Origin of the sequence: Bradyrhizobium sp. 45 (assembly GCF_023073155.1) — a bacterium.
Classification (GTDB): domain Bacteria; phylum Pseudomonadota; class Alphaproteobacteria; order Rhizobiales; family Xanthobacteraceae; genus Bradyrhizobium; species Bradyrhizobium canariense_D.
This window is the reverse complement of sequence record NZ_JADPIX010000154.1, coordinates 311,626-330,073: the sequence shown is the minus strand read 5'-3', so window position 1 is coordinate 330,073 and position 18,448 is coordinate 311,626. Positions and strand designations below refer to the sequence as shown.

19 protein-coding genes and 1 pseudogene are annotated in these 18,448 nt (G+C 64.1%); 9 read left to right on the top strand and 11 right to left on the bottom strand.

Going from position 1 to position 18,448, the window contains the following annotated elements; translation table 11 throughout:
• Window position 1: 1 nt before the first annotated feature.
• The 5 genes from IVB42_RS38720 to IVB42_RS38700 all read right to left on the bottom strand — a co-directional run bounded on the left by IVB42_RS38720 (window position 2) and on the right by IVB42_RS38700 (window position 4,269).
• Complete coding sequence (locus tag IVB42_RS38720) at window positions 2–241, bottom strand: acyl carrier protein (RefSeq protein WP_006020277.1); 240 nt, start codon at window positions 239–241, stop codon at window positions 2–4.
• Window positions 242–548: 307 nt separating this feature from the next.
• Window positions 549–1,286 (bottom strand): 3-oxoacyl-[acyl-carrier-protein] reductase, encoded by a 738-nt coding sequence (gene fabG, locus IVB42_RS38715; protein WP_085396013.1) that lies wholly within the window; start codon window positions 1,284–1,286, stop codon window positions 549–551.
• A gap of 102 nt (window positions 1,287–1,388) precedes the next feature.
• Complete coding sequence (gene fabD / locus IVB42_RS38710; RefSeq protein WP_247472109.1) at window positions 1,389–2,348, bottom strand: ACP S-malonyltransferase; 960 nt, start codon at window positions 2,346–2,348, stop codon at window positions 1,389–1,391.
• Between the two features lie 187 nt (window positions 2,349–2,535).
• A complete protein-coding gene (locus tag IVB42_RS38705) occupies window positions 2,536–3,561 on the bottom strand; it encodes a fatty acid desaturase family protein (protein ID WP_247396322.1) in 1,026 nt (341 codons plus the stop codon).
• Window positions 3,562–3,564: 3 nt separating this feature from the next.
• Complete coding sequence (locus IVB42_RS38700) at window positions 3,565–4,269, bottom strand: TetR/AcrR family transcriptional regulator C-terminal domain-containing protein (protein WP_247368408.1); 705 nt, start codon at window positions 4,267–4,269, stop codon at window positions 3,565–3,567.
• 343 nt (window positions 4,270–4,612) lie between these two features.
• On the opposite strand from IVB42_RS38700, the gene rpsF reads away from it, so the two are divergent.
• The 4 genes from rpsF (at window position 4,613) to rplI (ending at window position 7,148) form a co-directional block, all read left to right on the top strand.
• The gene (gene rpsF / locus IVB42_RS38695; protein WP_007609318.1) at window positions 4,613–5,125 is read left to right on the top strand and encodes a 30S ribosomal protein S6; all 513 of its coding nucleotides are present in this window, start codon (window positions 4,613–4,615) and stop codon (window positions 5,123–5,125) included.
• Window positions 5,126–5,130: 5 nt separating this feature from the next.
• A complete protein-coding gene (gene rpsR / locus IVB42_RS38690; RefSeq protein ID WP_007592020.1) occupies window positions 5,131–5,370 on the top strand; it encodes a 30S ribosomal protein S18 in 240 nt (79 codons plus the stop codon).
• A gap of 131 nt (window positions 5,371–5,501) precedes the next feature.
• A complete protein-coding gene (locus IVB42_RS38685) occupies window positions 5,502–6,479 on the top strand; it encodes a hypothetical protein (protein WP_085395973.1) in 978 nt (325 codons plus the stop codon).
• A 63-nt stretch (window positions 6,480–6,542) separates the two neighbouring features.
• Window positions 6,543–7,148 (top strand): 50S ribosomal protein L9, encoded by a 606-nt coding sequence (gene rplI / locus IVB42_RS38680; protein WP_007609316.1) that lies wholly within the window; start codon window positions 6,543–6,545, stop codon window positions 7,146–7,148.
• A 37-nt stretch (window positions 7,149–7,185) separates the two neighbouring features.
• Here rplI and IVB42_RS38675 read toward each other — a convergent pair.
• Together IVB42_RS38675 and IVB42_RS38670 are read right to left on the bottom strand one after the other, a co-directional pair.
• Window positions 7,186–7,391, bottom strand: a pseudogene (locus IVB42_RS38675) (PaaI family thioesterase); the annotation flags it as partial.
• A gap of 59 nt (window positions 7,392–7,450) precedes the next feature.
• A complete protein-coding gene (locus IVB42_RS38670) occupies window positions 7,451–8,479 on the bottom strand; it encodes a hypothetical protein (RefSeq protein WP_247368411.1) in 1,029 nt (342 codons plus the stop codon).
• 281 nt (window positions 8,480–8,760) lie between these two features.
• Between IVB42_RS38670 and IVB42_RS38665 the strand changes: the two genes are divergently transcribed.
• From IVB42_RS38665 to alr, 3 genes are all read left to right on the top strand, one after another.
• Complete coding sequence (locus IVB42_RS38665) at window positions 8,761–10,011, top strand: cyclopropane-fatty-acyl-phospholipid synthase family protein (protein ID WP_247396324.1); 1,251 nt, start codon at window positions 8,761–8,763, stop codon at window positions 10,009–10,011.
• A 755-nt stretch (window positions 10,012–10,766) separates the two neighbouring features.
• On the top strand, window positions 10,767–12,275 hold the full coding sequence (locus tag IVB42_RS38660; RefSeq protein WP_018459126.1) for a replicative DNA helicase: 1,509 nt from the start codon (window positions 10,767–10,769) through the stop codon (window positions 12,273–12,275).
• Window positions 12,276–12,326: 51 nt separating this feature from the next.
• Window positions 12,327–13,607, top strand: coding sequence for an alanine racemase (gene alr / locus IVB42_RS38655; RefSeq protein ID WP_247396415.1), 1,281 nt, complete (start codon window positions 12,327–12,329; stop codon window positions 13,605–13,607).
• A 12-nt stretch (window positions 13,608–13,619) separates the two neighbouring features.
• Here the strand turns inward: alr and IVB42_RS38650 are convergent, their stop codons facing one another.
• On the bottom strand, window positions 13,620–13,838 hold the full coding sequence (locus IVB42_RS38650; RefSeq protein ID WP_247396327.1) for a cysteine rich repeat-containing protein: 219 nt from the start codon (window positions 13,836–13,838) through the stop codon (window positions 13,620–13,622).
• A gap of 40 nt (window positions 13,839–13,878) precedes the next feature.
• On the opposite strand from IVB42_RS38650, the gene IVB42_RS38645 reads away from it, so the two are divergent.
• Window positions 13,879–14,649, top strand: a complete 771-nt coding sequence (locus IVB42_RS38645; RefSeq protein ID WP_018459129.1) for an exodeoxyribonuclease III — start codon at window positions 13,879–13,881, stop codon at window positions 14,647–14,649.
• A 1-nt stretch (window position 14,650) separates the two neighbouring features.
• Here the strand turns inward: IVB42_RS38645 and IVB42_RS38640 are convergent, their stop codons facing one another.
• The 3 genes from IVB42_RS38640 to IVB42_RS38630 form a co-directional block, all read right to left on the bottom strand.
• The gene (locus tag IVB42_RS38640; RefSeq protein WP_018459130.1) at window positions 14,651–15,466 is read right to left on the bottom strand and encodes a hypothetical protein; all 816 of its coding nucleotides are present in this window, start codon (window positions 15,464–15,466) and stop codon (window positions 14,651–14,653) included.
• A gap of 99 nt (window positions 15,467–15,565) precedes the next feature.
• Window positions 15,566–15,934 (bottom strand): GFA family protein, encoded by a 369-nt coding sequence (locus tag IVB42_RS38635; RefSeq protein ID WP_085352902.1) that lies wholly within the window; start codon window positions 15,932–15,934, stop codon window positions 15,566–15,568.
• A 627-nt stretch (window positions 15,935–16,561) separates the two neighbouring features.
• Window positions 16,562–17,428: a L,D-transpeptidase gene (locus tag IVB42_RS38630; protein ID WP_247391450.1), complete on the bottom strand. Its 867-nt coding sequence runs from the start codon at window positions 17,426–17,428 to the stop codon at window positions 16,562–16,564.
• 194 nt (window positions 17,429–17,622) lie between these two features.
• Here IVB42_RS38630 and IVB42_RS38625 point away from each other — a divergent pair, with 194 nt between their 5' ends.
• Window positions 17,623–18,348 (top strand): sulfite exporter TauE/SafE family protein, encoded by a 726-nt coding sequence (locus IVB42_RS38625; protein WP_094183584.1) that lies wholly within the window; start codon window positions 17,623–17,625, stop codon window positions 18,346–18,348.
• Window positions 18,349–18,448: the final 100 nt, after the last annotated feature.

The window sequence follows — 18,448 nt, the reverse complement described above, 5'->3', positions numbered from 1 at the left end:
GTTAGCTCTTCGCGTTCTTCTCGAGAAACTTGGTGGCGTCGCCGACGGTGAGAATCGTTTCCGCGGCATCGTCCGGAATCTCGCAACCGAATTCCTCTTCGAACGCCATCACCAGCTCGACGGTGTCCAGACTGTCGGCGCCGAGGTCGTCGATGAAGCTCGCAGCGTCGACAACCTTCTCGGGTTCAACACCAAGGTGTTCGACCACGATCTTCTTAACCCGCTCGCCAATCTCACTCATTGCATAACCTCGTGTTGTTCCCTGTAGACCCGACCCCCCGGGACGATACGAGCCGTCGTGGTCGTTGACTGCCTTCGCTTACGAACTTTGATCTGGCCCCATCCTAACCGATGCAGGCCCGGCGAATGACGGCCAAGGCTCCGCATCGCCAATATACAGGGTTTCAAAAACCTGCAATGGCGTTCTTTGCCCATCCGTTGAAGGTCCGGTTATCATACTTCAATTGCGTTGACTACAAGCCTCATTTCGCTCCGGAAACGGCCGTTTGCCGCATTCGGCTGCCCAAGGGGCGGTGCGGCATGAGGCGTCAGATCATGGCCATGCCGCCGTTGACGTGGATGGTTTGGCCGGTGACATAGGCCGCTTCGTTCGAACTCAGGTAGACGGCGGCCGCCGCGATGTCCTCTGGCGTCCCCAGGCGATTGGCCGGAACCTTGGTCAGAATCGTTTCGCGCTGCTTGTCGTTGAGCGCATCGGTCATCGGGGTCTTGATGAAGCCGGGAGCGATGCAGTTCGCGGTGACGCCGCGCTTGGCGTATTCGGCACCCAGCGTCTTGATCATCCCGATCAGGCCTGCCTTCGACGCAGTATAATTGCCCTGCCCCGGGTTGCCGGTGACGCCGACCACCGAAGTGATGGCGATGATGCGGCCGAAGCGCTTGCGCATCATCAATTTGGTTGCGGCGCGGGCAAGCCGGAAGGTCGAGGTCAAATTGATGTTGATGACCTCCTCCCAGTCCTCGTCACGGAGCTGCACGAAGAGATTGTCGCGCGTGATGCCGGCATTGGCGACGAGGATGTCGACCTGTCCCATCGCCGCCTCCGCAGCGGGCACCAGCGCTTCGACCTCCTCGACTTTGGAGAGATTGCAGGGCAGCACATGGGTGCGCTCGCCGAGCTTGCCTGCAAGCTCATCCAGCACTTCCTTGCGCGTCCCCGATATCGCGACGGTGGCGCCCTGCGCGTGCAGCGCCTGCGCGATCGCGCCGCCGATGCCGCCGGTTGCGCCGGTGACGAGCGCCTTTTTGCCAGTCAGATCGAACATCGATAACTCCTCCAAGGCACGATCCGGAAACGCGCGCAGCGGTTTTCCGAAAGGGTCGTGCGTCAACTGTAGAACTCGCGCGCGACGACGAATTATCGCGCTTCAGGCCTGCTTGGCAGCAGCCAATGCATCTTTGGCAGCAGCAATGTCGTTGGGACCACCGACCGCAACGCCGACGGCACCGTCTGCGATACGCTTGACCAGGCCCGTCAGCACCTTGCCGGCACCGATCTCAAAGAAACGGGTGACGCCCTGCCCCGCCATATAGGCAACCGACTCGCGCCACCGCACAGTGCCGGTGACCTGCTCGACCAGGCGCCGGCGGATCTCGTCGGGATCGGTGATCGCGCTCGCCAGCACATTCGACACCAGCGGGGCGGCCGGCGCCTTGAGCGTGACCCCGGCCAGCGCCTCCGCCATTGCGTCGGCAGCCGGCTGCATCAGTTTGCAATGGAACGGTGCGGACACCGGCAGCAGCATTGCTCGCTTAGCGCCCTTGGTTTTGGCGATCTCGACGGCGCGATCGACCGCAGCCTTGTCGCCGGAGACGACCACTTGCCCGCCGCCATTGTCGTTGGCGGCTTGGCAGACCTCTCCCTGAGCGGCCTCCTCCGCCACCGCCACGGCGGCCTCGTAGTCGAGGCCGAGCAGAGCGGCCATCGCACCGACGCCGACCGGCACAGCTTTTTGCATTGCGAGACCGCGGATGCGAAGCAGCCGCGCCGTCTCGGAAATCGTCAGGCTGTCGGCCGCGGCCAGCGCCGAATATTCGCCGAGCGAGTGGCCGGCGACGAAGGCCGCATCCCGCCGCACGGAAAACCCGGCTTCGGCCTCCAGCACCCGCAGGGTGGCGATAGACACCGCCATCAGGGCCGGCTGGGCGTTTTGGGTGAGCTGGAGGGTTTCAGCCGGACCATCCCAGATGGTCGCCGTCAGCTTCTCCCCCAGCGCGGCATCGACCTCGTCGAACACGGCGCGCGCCACCGGAAAGGCATCGGCCAGGGCCTTGCCCATGCCGACCGCCTGGGAACCCTGCCCCGGAAATGTGAATGCTGCCGTCATCGGCGCTCCCTGCTTGTCGGGCGTGATCCCTGCGAGAACCGGCAGCCGATGACTCGCGGCCTTAGGCCATGGTTCCGGATCAAGCTCCAAAGGGGGCCGTAGACACTGTCCGGGGCCGGAATGTCAAGCCAAGATGGGAACTTCGATCAGCCTTCGACTGGCAGCCTTCAACCGGAGTGACGGGTTCCTAGAATCCGCCAGCCGTCTGGTTGGCATCGACCTCGGACCCCGCCTGCGCACGGCGCGCGCTGTTGACCAATTGCCCCGGCCGGTCATCGCGGTTCGGCTTCGCGGTCGCAAGCCGCAGCACGGCGGCGTAACTCGGTTGCACCTCCATCCGGCCCGCATGCCGGCTCTCACTCAGCAAGCGGTGCACCTTCGGCAGATTGTAGCAGGGCACGTAGAACAGGAGATGATGTTCGAGGTGGTAGTTCACGTAGTACGGCGCGATGAACAAGCGCTCGAGGAAATTGGCATAGGTGGTGCGGGTATTGCGCAGGGGATCGTTGCTGTCAGGTACGACCGCGTGCTCTGCGATGTTGCGGATGCGGGTGATGACCATCATCCAGGTCAGGAGCGGCACCAGCCATAGCAGCGGATAGGCCCACCACACGCCGGCCGCCGTGAGCGCTGCGAACATCGCGCCATTGACCAGACATTGCGGGCCAAGCTTCTCCCACAAATGCGCCGCGCGCTGCCGCGATGGCCAGTCCTTCGGCCCGAGCGCGTTGAGCAATTGCGCCTTGCGCTGCTGGTAGCCGGTCTGCCCGGTGAGGTCGCGAATGAACTTGCGGCGATAGCTCAGCTTCGTGATCGGAAACGGCGCCGACAGCACGAGATCGGGATCGTCCTCCTGCTGGGTGCGCGCATGGTGCTGAAGGTGATAGCGCCGATAGCTGCGCGTCTCCGCAAACAGAGGATAGGCGCAGAACCACTGGCTTAGGGTCAGATTGGTCTTCTCGTCGGGGGACAGGCAGCCATGCGCGCCGTCATGCATGAGGATCGCGAGCCCGAGCTGGCGCGAGCCGATGATGGCAACGGCGAGCACATAAGTGATCGGATTGGGCCACCACGCGACCAAGGCGATTGCCGCGATGATGAGCGCCCAGGCGTGCGCGATCAGCGCGACGCCTTTCCAGGTCACGCGCCGGCGCACGTCGGCAAGTTGCTCGTCGGTCAGGAAATTGCGGGCACGCATGCGAAGCGCAGTCATGGCCTAATCCTCCTCATTCGAATTGCTCGATGCGTCGCGCGCGTCGACGAGGCGCAGCCGCGCAGTGTCATCAGAGGATTTCGCCTGTTCGCCCAGCACGCGCAGCATCTCGGCGCACAGCGCCTCGGGCGAACGGCCCATGGCGTAGCCCTCAAGGATGACGCCGATGGCGACGGCCCAGAACCGCCGCGAACTCTCGTCGGGCGCGCGCAGGGAGCGCCAGCCGTGCCGCGCGACCTGGCTCGCATAGGCCCGCGCACCTTCACTGTGCAGGCGCTCGATGGTGCGCTCGACCAGCGGCGCGAGATCCTGGCGCCGCCGCGTCAGCGTCAGCGCCTCGGCGAAGAAGGCCACCGAATCGCTCGTCGTCACGGTCTCGGCCAGCGCGTGGGTATAATCCCGCGGCGCGCGCGCCTTCAGCGCCGCCTGCTCGGTCGCCCGCGCCAGATACAGCAGCTCGCGGCAGGCGCATTCGACGAACAGCGCCTCCTTGGTACGGAAATAATAGGTGATCTGGCTCGGGAACGCGTTCGCAGCGGCCGCGATGTCGGTGATCGCCGTACCCGACAGCCCCCGCTCCCGAAACAGCGGGCTCGCGGCATCAAGCAGCAGCGAGCGCATTTTGCGGCCGGCCGACCGCGTGGCGCGGGCGGCGTGTTTGGGATCGCCTGCCTCCTTGAGGGGCTCGTGGGCCGGCTTTTCTGCCATTGGAGTTCGCTCCGGTTGATTTATTTGTATGATATACAAACAAATAAATCAAGCCGGTATGATGGTCGGCGGCGGATCCGGCCGCCCGCATTGCGATCCCCGCGCCGAAACGGCGCCTGCAACCTTGCCAAGTCAGCCGAAATCCGTATAAGGCGCCCATCCGCAGACCCCGGCCGGGAGCTGAACGGACGGTCTCAGCAAATCATTCGTGATTTTGGTGTGGCAGGGCCAGTCGGCCCGTCGTCCCGTGTTTCCGCCTTCTGAGCTTAATCCCAGAGTCCTTTCCGAAGGCCTCTTAAGGGCTTGACGCCGGGCGATGCGCCAACATGAGGAAAGGACTTCCATGGCTCTCTATGAGCATGTTTTTCTCGCGCGCCAAGACGCGAGCACGCAGCAGGTCGAAGAGCTGACTGCGCAGATGACCGGCATCGTCGAAGGTCTCGGCGGCAAGGTCACCAAGACCGAGAATTGGGGCGTACGCTCCCTCACCTACCGCATGAACAAGAACCGCAAGGCGCATTTCGTGCTGCTCAACATCGACGCGCCGTCCGCGGCGATCGCCGAGATCGAGCGCCAGGAGCGCATCAGCGAAGACGTGATCCGCTATCTCAGCGTCCGCGTCGAGGAGCTCGAGGAAGGCCCGTCCGCGATGATGCGCAAGGCCGACCGTGACCGCGAGCGTGACGACCGTGGCGGCGGCTTCCGTGGCGATCGCGAAGGCGGTGGCTTCCGTGGCGACCGCGAGGGTGGTTTCCGTGGTGGCGATCGTGAAGGCGGCGGCTTCCGCGGTGACCGCGGTCCGCGCCGTCCGCGTGAAGACGCTGAAACCACCACCACCACGACGGATGGGGAGTAAGAACAATGGCTGAAGCTGGTGCACGCCGCCCGTTTTTCCGTCGCCGCAAGAGCTGCCCGTTCACGGGCGCGAATGCTCCGAAGATCGACTACAAGGACTCCAAGCTGCTGATGCGTTACGTCTCCGAGCGCGGCAAGATCGTGCCGAGCCGCATCACCGCGGTGTCCGCGAAGAAGCAGCGTGAGCTTGCCCGCGCCATCAAGCGCGCGCGGTTCCTGGGCCTGTTGCCCTACGTCATTCGCTAAGACGAATTCGGCCCGGCGGCGACATCGCCGCCGGGCCGTACGACCTAGTTTCTCATAAGGCTTCCGGGTCGTCCGGTCGCCGATGGTTGGGGCGAGATGCCTCTAACCGCTCGAAGGGAGCGGGACAGCTGATGATGGCCTTTGGACTGATAGCTCTGATCGCCGGCGCTGCGTCGGCCCTGATGTTCGCCTCGATCATTTCGGGCGCGCTGATCTCGCTCGTCCTGTTCTATCTCGCACCGCTGCCGCTGATGGTCGCTTCGATCGGCTGGGGACCGCTTTGCGCGAGCCTCGGCGGCATCGCCGCCGCGCTTGGCCTCGGCGCCCTGTTCGGCCTGCCCTATTGCATCGCCTTCGCCCTCACCGTCGCATTGCCGGCCTGGTGGCTCGGCCATCTCGTCCTGCTCAGCCGGCCGGTCGGAGCCGCCGCGCCGGAGCCCGCCGCCGAGCCGCCCACCGAGCCTGCGCTGGAGTGGTATCCGGTCGGCCGTATCCTGCTGTGGATCGCGGGCTTCGCCACACTGACCACGATCGCCGCGCTGCTCACGATCGGCACCGACGCGGAGACCATCACCGGCACGCTGCGCCGTGGCTTGATGCGCCTCCTCCGCGCCGCCGACCCGCAGAGCTCCGGCGAGACCGACCAATTCGTCGGCGCACTGGTGCGTATCTTGCCGGCGGGTGCCACCATCGTTGCGATGATGACGCTGACCCTCAACCTCTGGCTCAGCACCAAGGTGACGGCGACGTCGGGCCGGTTGCGGCGCCCCTTGCCGGACCTGATGACCGCGGAGCTGCCGCCGATGACGCTCGTGGCGCTCTGCGTCGCGCTCGCCTTCTGCTTCACCGGCGGACTGCTTGCGATCGCGGCGCAAATCGCGACGGCTGCGCTGATGATGGGGTACGCGCTGACCGGCTTTGCCGTGCTGCATACGCTGACGCTGGCGCTGAAGAGCCGCACCTTCTGGCTCGGCTCGACCTACGCCGTCGTCGTCGTGTTCGGATGGCCCGTCATCGCGATGGTGATCCTCGGCCTCGCCGATGCCGTGTTCGGCCTCCGCGAACGCTTCCTTCGCACGCGCCAGCCACCGCCGCTGCCGACCTCTTGAGTTCAAGTCCGAAAGTTCAAGTTCGAAATTCCACCTCACTCAACACATCAAAGGAGAACGAATATGGAAGTCATTTTGCTGGAACGCGTCAACAAGCTCGGTCACATGGGCGAAGTCGTGAAGGTTCGCGACGGCTATGCCCGCAATTTCCTGCTCAAGCGCGGCAAGGCGCTGCGCGCCACCGCCGACAACCGTGCCAAGTACGACGGCATGAAGGCCGAGCTCGAGGCTCGCAACCTTGAGTCCAAGGGCGAGGCGTCCAAGGTCGCCGAGAAGATCCAGGGCAAGAACATCATCGTGATCCGTCAAGCTTCGGAAGCCGGTCAACTGTTCGGCTCGGTCAACGTGCGCGACATCGTCGTGGCGTTCGAAGCCGACGGCGTTTCGCTGTCCCGCCCGCAGGTTCAGCTCGATGCGCCGATCAAGACCATCGGCAAGCACACCATCACGGTCGCCATCCACCCCGAGGTCGAGGTCGAGATCAGTGTCACCGTGGCGCGCAGCCAGGACGAGGCCGAGCGCATCAACCGCGGCGAGGACATCTCGAGCCGGAACGAAGACCGGGATGCTGCGGCCGAAGCGATCGCAGCCGCCGGCGAGTTCTTCGACCCGGAAGCCCTGCAGGACGACGCCGAGCCGGCGCCGGCCGCGGAAGAGACCGAGAAGTAAGCCTCGCGTTCGCGCAGGCTTTCGAAGCCCGGTCGCCTCAGGCGGCCGGGTTTTTCGTTGTGGCGGCACAATCCTCGCTCAGCATCGCGATCGACGCGAGCGCCGTCGCCGTATGGTCTCGACCCCGGCGCTGACGCAGAAAACGCCGGCTGCGGCGACGGAGACCTGACGGCCCGACTTGATCACCCTCGCCCGGCAGATCCGCTTCTCGCCGACCGCGGGCGACAGCAGATTGAGCTTGTAGCCAAAACGACGAAGGCCGCGCGAGAGCGCGGCCTTCGCATGTCTAAAAATGTGGTCGCCTATCGCGAAATCGGCGGCGTCGGCGGACCGGACGATTCGGCTGGCGCCGGTGGAGTCGCAGCGGTCGCGGGCGGCGCCGGTTCCTGCGACTTCGCTGGCGGTTCGGCGCTCGCGGCGGGCTTGGGAGCAGCCTCTTCCGCCGCCTTTGGCGCAGCTGGCTCGGGGGGCTTCGCGGCGGACGGTGCGGCCGGCGTCACCTGCGGCACCGGATCGGGCCGCAACGCCGGAGCTTCGCTGCCGCGCGGCTCCACCTTGGCGCTTTCCGGCTTGGCCTCGGCGGGCTTGTCGGACGGCTTGCTGCCTTCGGGTTTGCTGCCTTCGGATTTAGCTTCGCCGGAATCCACCTTCGCAGTCTCGGGCTTTGTCTCAGGCTTGGACTCGACCTTCGGCTCGCTCTTCTTGTCGTCTGCCGTCGGCGCCGCGGCATCGACCTTCGGCGCCTCATCACTTCCCGGCTTGCCGCGCTTGCCGAGACGCTTGGCCTTGCGCCCTTCGGGGACAGCCTGGCCCTCGGGCTTCGCACCTTCCTTCGTTCCTTCTTCGGCCGGCCGCGCGGCGCGCTTCTGACGCGCGCCCTCGGCCGCGGGAGCGGCACCCTCGCCTTCCGGCTTGGCGGACTCCTGGGAACGTTGCCGGCGGCCCTGATGTTCAGGAGACTGCGCGGGATTGGTATTGGCTTCCTTGTCCTTATCCTTGGCGCCGTCCTTCTTGTCCTTGCCGTCCTTATGGCCGTCCTTCGCCTGGTAGCGGGTGTCGGTGGCCCCGTTGGAGACGAGGTAGGAGGCAAGCACGCCGGCCATGTCGGGGCTGGTCGTGTAATGCTGGCGCAGGAAGCCCGGCAAGGAGCCCGGCGCCACTGTTTTCAAAAGGCCGCGCGGGCTCTTGTGACATGCATTACAGGTCTGCGCGAAAAGCTGGGATGGGGCCTTGCCGGCCTCGAGGTTCGTCGCCTGCGCGAGAACGGTATCGGTCGCGCCGAAGCCGATCAGAAGCAAGATCGTCGCGAGGCTGAGCGCTCGGCTCGACATTCCCATCATCTCCATTGAATTCCGAGAGGTGCAGCCGGCAGGCGGCGCCGCGGCGGGTCACCTTTTATCCGATTGAGCCGCGAATGGAAGCAGGCACCGCGCGCAAGGATGTGATTAAGCGGTTTTGGAATATCCGCTTTGAGCACAGCGCAATAGCGGGCCCGGGACACCTCCCTAGATCTAGATGCAAGCGCATAGGAACCGCTGAGATGCCCGGGCGTAGGGTGTGAAAGGCCGGGTTAGTCGCATCTCTTCGGGTTCGCTCGAGAGGATGGGTGCCGATGGACCGATTGTTGCGTCAATTCCTGTCTCAATTCATCCGCCGCGGGTCGATGACGGTGACCACGGCGAAGGGCTCGAAGTTCACCGTCGGCGACGGCTCGGGCGAACCGGTCGCAGTCCGCTTCGTCACCGCGGACGCAGAGCGGAAGATCCTCGTCAATCCCGAGCTCGGGCTTGGCGAGGCCTATATGGACGGCGAGTTCATTGTCGAGCATGGCACCATAGCTGATGCTCTCGCGATCCTGCTCGGTCAACCCGACCTGTTGCCGCACTGGGCAAAACCCTGGTGGCACCTGCGCTATCTGGTGCGGCACCTGAAGCAGTTCAATCCGCGCCCGCGATCCCGCCGCAACGTCGCACATCATTACGATCTCGATGCGAGGCTCTATTCGCTCTTCCTCGACGCCGACAAGCAATATAGCTGCGCCTATTTCGAGACGCCGGAGAGCACGCTCGACGATGCACAGCTTGCCAAGAAACGGCACGTCGCCGCAAAGCTGCTCGTCAAGAGCGGCCAGCGCGTCCTCGACATCGGTTCGGGCTGGGGCGGACTTGGGCTCTATCTCGCCGAGATCGCAGGTGCTGACGTCACCGGCATAACGTTGTCGACCGAGCAGTTGCAGATCGCCAATGCGCGCTCAGCCGAAAAGGGCCTGACCGGATCGGCCAAATTCCTGCTTCAGGACTATCGCGACATCGCCGGTCCGTTCGACCGCATCGTCTCAGTCGGCATGCTGGAGCATGTCGGCGCCCGCTTCTACGACACCTACTTCCGGCGCTGCGCCGAGCTGCTGGATAAGGACGGCGTCATGTTGCTGCACTCGATCGGCCGTTCGCAGGGCCCGGACTCCACCAATCCCTGGATCGCCAAATACATCTTTCCCGGCGGCTACATCCCCGCCCTCTCGGAGGTGCTGCCGGCGATCGAGCGGGCGGGCTTGCTGGTCTGCGACATCGAGATTTTGCGCCTTCATTACGCCGAAACCCTGAAGGCATGGCGCGAGCGCTTCATGGCGCGACGCGAAGAAGCCGTGCAGCTGTATGACGAGCGCTTCGCGCTGATGTGGGAATTTTATCTTGCAGCCAGCGAGATGACGTTCCGCAAGCAGCATATGATGAACTTCCAGATTCAACTCACCCGCCGTCAGGGCGTCGTGCCGATGACGCGCAACTACATCGCGCGTGAAGAAGCCCGACTGCGGGCCGTCGAAGCCGGCGCCACGCCGAGGCTGAAGCTGGCTGGTGAATGAGTCCTAGTGGCGCAGGGTCGAAACCGGAGCGGACGGGGAAGAGGCCGTTAAGGCCAATTGCATCCGCAGCGCTTTCAGGATTTCAGGGGCGACCGGTTCCCGACGCACTTCCGGCCGCTCAGCGTGCTCCATGGCCGCGATCAGCCCCGACAGCCAAAGTCGGCTGCCTGCTTCGCTTCGCCAATTCCGGGGCTGCCGTTCTGGCCGCATCGCTTGCCTCGTTCCCTGGTGGCAGATCAGGAGACAACCCCCCGCCCGCTAACCTGTTCCGGCTGTACCCCCGAAAGAATCCGGGGAGATGTGATCTGCTTCACATAAGTCTCGTCAGCCCTGGCTTAGACCGTCGCCATGAGCAACGAGACCAAAACCTCATTCGACGTGCAGGACGACCTCCGCACCGATTACGCCCTGATCGCTACCGGCGTCGGGGCGGCCCTGGTTGCACTGGTCTACCTCCTGCTGGTCTGAACCGAGCCAAAAGCGCCTGGCCGTGGGTCATTCCCGCGCGTCTCGATGTGTCTGCCCGGCACCCCATCAGGTTCACTTCATCCGGCGTTTTCCGGGGTGCGTAACGACCGCATCTAGGCAGCGACCTGGTTCCACGAAATCCGTCAAGCGCGGCGCGTGCTGCGGCGGTCAATCATCCACCATTTTAATGATCGGTTGATAGCGGCGAGCTTTTGCTTCCGCTTTGGGCTGAGGCGGCGCTTTATCCCGGCCCCGCATCCGCCCCAGAAAATTGCTATCGCTCGACCATGGCCCTGACTGATTCGAACGTTCTCAAACTCGCGCCCGAAGCCGGAACCCCGGCCTATCGGAGCGCGCCGCATAACATCGAGGCGGAACAGAGCCTTCTGGGCGCGATCCTGGTCAACAACGACGCGTTTTACCGCGTCTCCGATTTTCTGGAGCCGAAGCATTATTTCGAGCCGCTGCACCAGACCATCTTCGAGACCGCCAGCAGCCTGATCCGGATGGGCAAGATCGCGACGCCCGTCACCCTGAAGACCTTCCTGCCCGCCGACACCGACATCGGCGGCATGACCATCGGGCAATATCTGGCGCGCCTCGCCGCCGAAGCGACGACCATCATCAATGCGCAGGATTATGGGCGCACCATCTACGATCTGGCATTGCGACGCGACCTGATCGGCATCGGCGAGGACATGGTCAATGTCGCCTATGACGCCCCGGTCGACTTCGCGCCGCGGGCGCAGATCGAGGACGCCGAGCGCCGCCTCTACGAACTCGCCGAATCCGGCCGCTATGACGGAGGCTTCCAGAAATTCTCGCAGGCGCTGACGCTTGCGGTCGATCTGGCCGCGAAAGCGTTCCAGCGCGACGGAAAGCTGTCGGGCATCTCGACGGGCCTGCGCGACCTCGACACCAAAATGGGCGGGTTGCAGCACTCCGACCTCATCATCGTCGCCGGCCGCCCCGGCATGGGCAAGACGTCGCTAGCGACCAACATCGCCTACAACGTCGCCCGGGCCTATGTTCCAGAACTCCAGGCCGACGGCACCATGAAGGCTGCCCATGGCGGCGTCATCGGCTTCTTCTCCTGCGAAATGTCGGCCGACCAGCTCGCCACGCGTATTGTGGCCGAGCGCACCGGCATCCCTTCCTCCTCGATCCGCCGCGGCGGCATCTCGGAGGCCGATTTCGAGAAGATCCGCGAGGTCTCGATCGAGCTGCAGTCGCTGCCCTTCTATGTCGACGAGACCGGCGGTCTCTCGATTGCGCAGCTCATGGCGCGCGCCCGCCGGCTGAAGCGGCAGAAGGGCCTCGACCTCATCGTCATCGACTACATCCAGCTCTTGTCGGGTTCGGGCAAGCGCAGCGAAAACCGCGTGCAGGAAATCACCGAGATCACGACCAGTCTGAAGGCGCTCGCCAAGGAACTCAGCGTGCCCGTGATTGCGCTTTCGCAGCTCTCGCGCCAGGTCGAATCGCGCGACGACAAGCGGCCACAGCTCTCGGATTTGCGCGAATCCGGCTCGATCGAGCAGGACGCCGACGTCGTGCTGTTCGTCTATCGCGAGGAATATTACCTCGGAAACAAGGAGCCGCGCCCGGGCACACCCGAGCACGAAAAATGGCGCCTGGACATGGATCTTGCGCACGGCAAGGCCGAAGTCATCATCGGCAAGCAGCGCCACGGCCCGACCGGCACCGTCGATCTGGCCTTCGAAGCGTCGGTCACCCGGTTCGGCGACCTTGCGCCGGACAGCCAGGTGCCGGACCGCGGCGGCGGCGACTACTGAGTTCCCTGGGTTGAACCTGACCGGCCTCTTGCGTAAAACGGCGCCATGACAATGGCGTCCGACCCGAAAATGATCCCGCAATCCGGCCTTCTCTCCGCGGAGGCCAATCAGGCTGCCGCGCTCGCGACCTTCGGCGGCGTGCTCACCGTCGATCTCGATGCCATCATCGCCAATTGGCGCAAGCTCGAGAAGACGGCGGTGCCGGCCGAATGCTCGGCGGTGATCAAGGGAGACGCCTATGGCTGCGGCGCCGAGCAAGTCGCGCGTGCCCTGAACAAGGCCGGCTGCAAGACCTTCTTCGTCGCCACCATCGGGGAAGCGCGCAAGGTGCGCGCGGCGGTGCCGGAGCCTGCGATCTACGTGCTCGGCGGCTATTTCCAGAACACCGGCGAGCACTACGCCCAGATCAACTGCCGCCCCGTGATCGGCGATCTCAACGAGCTCGCCGAATGGGACGTGTTCTGCCGCCGCACCGGCTGGACCGGTGGCGCCGCCATCCACATCGACACCGGCATGAATCGGCTCGGCCTGACGCTCGCGGAAGCGCAGGCCATTATCCCCCGCATCAACGCCGGCGATCACGGCATTACGCTGGTGATGAGCCATCTGGTTTCGGCCGAGCAGCTCAACAACCCGGTGAATGCCAAGCAACTCGCGGCCTTCCGCGGCATCGCCAGCGAATTCTCCGGCGTGCCGGCGGCGCTCGCCAATTCGTCCGGCGTCTTCCTCGGCGCGCCCTTCCAGTTCGACATGGTGCGGCCGGGCGCCGCGCTTTACGGCGTCAACCCGACGCCGGAGGCTGACAATCCGATGCAGCCGGTGGTCGATCTCAAGGCCCGCATTGTGCAGATCCGCAATGTCGAGCGCGGCGAGAGCGTCGGCTATGGCGGCACCTGGACGGCACGGCGACCGACGAAACTCGCGATCATCGCGGTCGGTTATGCCGACGGCTATTTCCGCGCCGCAAGCTCCAATGACGGCACCCGCGGCGCCGAGGTCATCGTCGCCGGCAAGCGCTGTCCGGTCGCCGGCCGCGTTTCGATGGACCTGATCGCGATCGATATCACCGATCTGCCGCCGAATGCGGCTCGGCGCGGCCACATGGTCACGCTGCTCGGCGAGGGCATCACCGTCGACGAGCTCGCGCATCATTTCGGAACGATCGGCTACGAGGTGCTGACCAGCCTCGGCCGCCGCTACGCCCGCATCTACAAGGGCGGAAATGTGGTGGAGCCGCTGGCCAAGCCGGCTTCCGCGCAGGCGGTCGAGCAGCAGACGCCCGCTCCGCCATCGATCGAACAGCCCGCAAGCGCGCCGCCGCTGCCGGGCTGAGCGACTTGCCGCCTACTTCTTTTTCCTGCTGTCCAGCGCCGTCTTGCAGGTTGCGCTGAGCTTGTCGCGCTTGCCGTTGAGGCAGGCAACGATGCCGCCGCCCGGCGCAATGCCGGCGCAGAATCTGTCGTAGTCGGCCTTGCACGCGCCGCGCGGATCGGATGATTGTGCCGAGGCAACCCCGGAGAACGCAACGGCGACGGCGATGACGGCAAAGCTCAACTTGGACATTGTTTCTCCGGTAACGGAAGGCAGGAGCCGGTAGCTCTACATGAAGATCGCGACATTCAACATCAACAACATCAATCGCCGCCTGCCCAATCTGTTGGCATGGATGCGAACGGCGAAGCCAGATGTCGTCGCACTTCAGGAGTTGAAGGCAAGTGATGGCGAATTTCCGGCGACCGCGATCGAAAAGGCCGGTTACGGCGCAGTGTGGTGTGGACAGAAGACCTGGAACGGCGTCGCCATCCTGGCCCGCAATGCCGAGCCCATTCTCACCCGCGATCGCTTGCCGGGAAAACCTGCCGATCACGAAGCCCGCTACATCGAGGCCGCGGTACGCGGTGTCATCGTCACCAGCATCTACCTGCCGAACGGCAATCCGCAGCCGGGACCGAAATTCGACTACAAGCTCGACTGGTTCGCGCGGCTCAAGCGCCATGCCAGAACCTTGCTCAAGCAGGAGCTGCCCGTGGTGCTCGCCGGCGACTACAACGTTGCACCTGATGAGCTCGACATCTATCCGACGCGCTCGTGGGACAAGGATGCCTTGATCCAACCGAAGAGCCGTGCGGCCTTTGCCTCGCTGCTGGCACAAGGCTGGTGTGACGCGATCCGCGAACTGCACCCCGAGCAGCGCATCTACACCTTCTGGGATTACAAGCGAAACCGCTGGCCGCGAGATGCGGGCCTGCGGCTCGACCATGTCCTGCTCAGCCCTGCCCTCGTCTCACGCCTGGCAAAAGCCGGCGTGGACAAGAAGGTTCGCGGCGAAGAAGGCGCGAGCGACCACGCACCGGCGTGGGTCGTGCTGCGCTAGGTCAACGCCCGTAATACTCCTGCACCGTGTCCCACGCTGCTTTCTGCAGCAGCTCCACCGTCGGGCCGTCCAGTCCCATCGTGTAGGAATTGCCGACCGGCGAGCGGCCGGTCAGCGCGGCGAACGTCACGCAGGTCGCCAGATATGTGCCTGCGGGGCTCGGGTGCCGCTTGTCCGGCGCATACAGATTGAGCTCGGGCTGCAGCTTGCGCACGCGCGCGAAGGCAAAACCTGCGGGGATCACCAGCGCATCATTGGCATTGCCTGCGATTGTGTAGGCCTCGGCCAACGCTTCCGTCATCTCAGGCTTGTCGGCGTAAGCCCAGGACATGAACAAGACCGGCCGCATGCCGTTGGCGCGGACGATCTCGCTGTCCTTCTTTACGAAGGTCGTGAACGCGTCCTTCAATTGCGGATGGATGGGGCACTGGCTGCAATCCATCATCACGACGGCGTCGTACTGCCTGCCCGGCTTGTTGAAGACGACGTTGTTCTGCTCGTCGAACGAATAGGCGCCGAGGCCACCCGGCCGCAGCAGGTTGTCCATGTCATGCCAATCGAGGCCGGAACCGCCGATCGTCGCCATGGTGTTGCGATAGGCCGTCTTGTTTTCAGGGTCCGCAGCCCGCTCCATGAAGGAGAGATGCCCGGGCATGCCGTTGTTGTAATAGAAGAAGCTGTTGCCGACGAACAGCGCGGCCTTGGGGAAATCCGGTCCTGATGTCGTGACCTTGGGCCTGGTCTGCGCCTGCGCATTGAAGCCGGCTACAACGGCCAGACACATCGCGAGCATCACTCGCGCGAAAAGACGCATCATCGGCTTCCTCCCCTTTTTCTGTCGGGCCGGAAACAGATCAGCTTTTCAAGAGGGCCTCAAGAGCACGGACGAGCAGCAGACATGCGCGAGAGCGCATGCTCACCATAAATTCTTGCCATCGATCATGGTCACCGGCACGGTCTCGAGATCGAACTCGTCGAACAGGCGCGCGTTGACGGCGACCCTCGGATTGTCGAAATCGGGCTTGCCGGTCGACCAGTCCGGCGACTCCGAATAGGTACCGCAGCCGCAGCTTGCGCAGAAATGGTGTTTGACGGTGCGGCTGCCCCAGAGATAGGTCGCGACGTTCTCCGCGGGCGACAGCAGCCGAAACTGCGCCGGCGTGTAATAGGCCCACAACGCGCCGCGCTTGGCGCAGAGCGAACAGGTGCAACGGGTGACGCTCGCGGGCGCCTCCGTCACCTCGAACACCGTCTCACCGCAATGACAGCTTCCCTCGACCCGCATGACCCACTCTTTGTTTTGTCAGGAGATGGTCGTAGCCGGACCCTGCTGCCAACATGCTGTCAGCAGCGCGTAGCCGGACTTGCCCCATGTGCTGCGAGCACCGACTTGCCGCGCCAACTCAACAAAAACATGAAAAACAACCCCATGCACAGTAGCCGATGGCTGGCAAATCAATGGGTTACGCATGCTCCGAAACACTGATTTGACGCGTCGGGCAAACACTGGCGGGATGTTTTCAGAAGTGGTCGTCGACACGGTTGAGCGTGGACTTCATCGCAGCAGCGCGTCATGCGATGCGAAGGGCCTACGGGAGACAGCTCGGGCTTCGATATGAAGGGGCAGCGCGTCGACGCCCCTCTTCGGGAAGTCGAAGGCATGAAATTGCGATGGCAAATTGCAATCCTTGGTGCTGCTCTAACCGGCGCAGCTCTGAGCTACGCTTATACTCATACCGCAATCGGGGTGACTGAGCCGTGCCGGAGAAGTTCTCCGGGCGAGGTGGTGGTCTGTCCTCCGCCCTACAAGCCATAAATTGTTGTGCCTGTCACAAGCTTCGGGCCGGATGACCTCGTAGGCGACTTGAATTGCCTCCTTGTCCTCCGTTTCAGGATGAGGACGGAGGACGAATTACTGCGCCTCGGCGATCTTCGCTCCAGATGACGGCATCTGCGCGTGAGTTGCCGAGGGCCGGTTCGGCGGTGATGCCGGGTCCGGTAACCGGAACGCGGCGTCGGCTGGCGCTCCCTGGGGTGCTCGGCGGGCAACGGTCGTCGGAAGCACGATCACTTTCGCGCCGACTTTCACGCGATCATAGAGGTCAACGACGTCCTCATTGGTCAGTCGGATACAGCCGGACGAGACCCGCTTCCCGATCGTATCGGGCTTGTTGGTGCCGTGAATTCGATATTCGGTCTCGCCCAGATACATCGCCCGAGCGCCGAGCGGGTTGCCAGGACCTCCGGCCATGAACCGCGGCAGATAAGGCTGACGCGAGACCATCTCCGCAGGCGGATGCCAATCCGGCCATTCTGCCTTACGAGCCACAGTCTGCTCACCGGACCATGTGAAACCTTCGCGGCCAACACCGATGCCATAGCGCAGTGCCTGCGCGTCGTTCAGAACGAGATAGAGGAATGTGTTCTTGGTATCGATGATTACGGTGCCCGGCGTCTGGCGGCTGGCGTAGTCAACCACCTGCCGCACGAATGCTCCGGGAACGTCAGCCGCTTTGGGCGGTTCGACCAGAGGCGCCGGGGCCGTAAGCGGAGCCGAAGCCGGCGTCGGAGCTGATGCATGAACAGGCGCTGAGACGTAAACCGGAGTTGATGACGCTTGGGCTTCGTGCGCGGACGGCTTTCGTGCCGGTTGCACGTTCGCCGGTCGGGACAGCAAGCCGTACCCCAACGCTGCGACGGCGACGGCGCCAACTGCAACTCTCGCGGCCATCGGGATTGCGAACGTCTGCGCCTTTCCGCGTTTGGCTCGCTTACCCATACTCTTCTTCCCCCAGGTCACTATGCCCAAGAGAGGTACCCAGTAAGGTTTAAGAAACTTCGAAGCGATTTCGCTCAGACTGGAACCGTCGGCGATGGTTAACGCCGGGCTCTCGGCAAGATAAGGTTCTCTCGCCTCGCGGATCGCCCGCGCCGCGGGCCGCGGCTAAACTCTCCCGATTCGTGGAGACGGTTTTGGCTTTCCTCTTCGTCCTCATCGTCGGCCTCGTCGCAGGCACCATTTCCGGCATCGTCGGCACGGGCTCGTCGATCATGCTGATGCCGGTGCTGGTCTATGCCTATGGGCCAAAGGAGGCGGTGCCGATCATGGCGGTGGCCGCCGTCATGGCCAACTTCTCACGAATCCTGGCGTGGTGGCGCGAGGTCGACTGGCGCGCCTGCGCGGCTTATTCGGTCACAGGCATTCCAGCCGCCGTGCTCGGCGCGCGGACACTGCTGGCGCTGCCCTCGCACGCCGTCGATCTTGCCATCGGCGTCTTCCTGATCGCGATGGTGCCGGTTCGGCACTGGCTGGCGCGGCACGATCTCAAGGCCAATCTCTGGCATCTGGCGATCGGTGGGGCCGTCATCGGCTATCTCACCGGCATCGTCGTCTCCACCGGCCCGCTCAGCGTGCCGCTATTCCTGTTCTACGGCTTGTCCCGCGGCGCTTTCCTCGCCACCGAAGCGGCATCTTCGCTCGGGCTCTATGTTGCGAAATCCGTGACCTTCGAACGTTTCGGCGCGCTGACCGGCGATGTGTTCGTCAAAGGCCTGGTCGCAGGATCGTCGTTGATGGCCGGCGCCTTCATCGCCAAACGCTTCGTGCTGCGCTTGAAGCCGGAGATGTTCCGCTTGGTGATGGACGCAATCATGATCGCGGCCGGCCTCTCCATGCTCTGGAACGCGGCGCAGCCGTAGCCGGGCTTCGGGGAGCGCCCGGACTCAATCTCTCGACCCGTCATTCCGTGCTATCAGCAAACCTGAAACCCCCGACTCGCTGTCCCCGGACTCGCTGTCC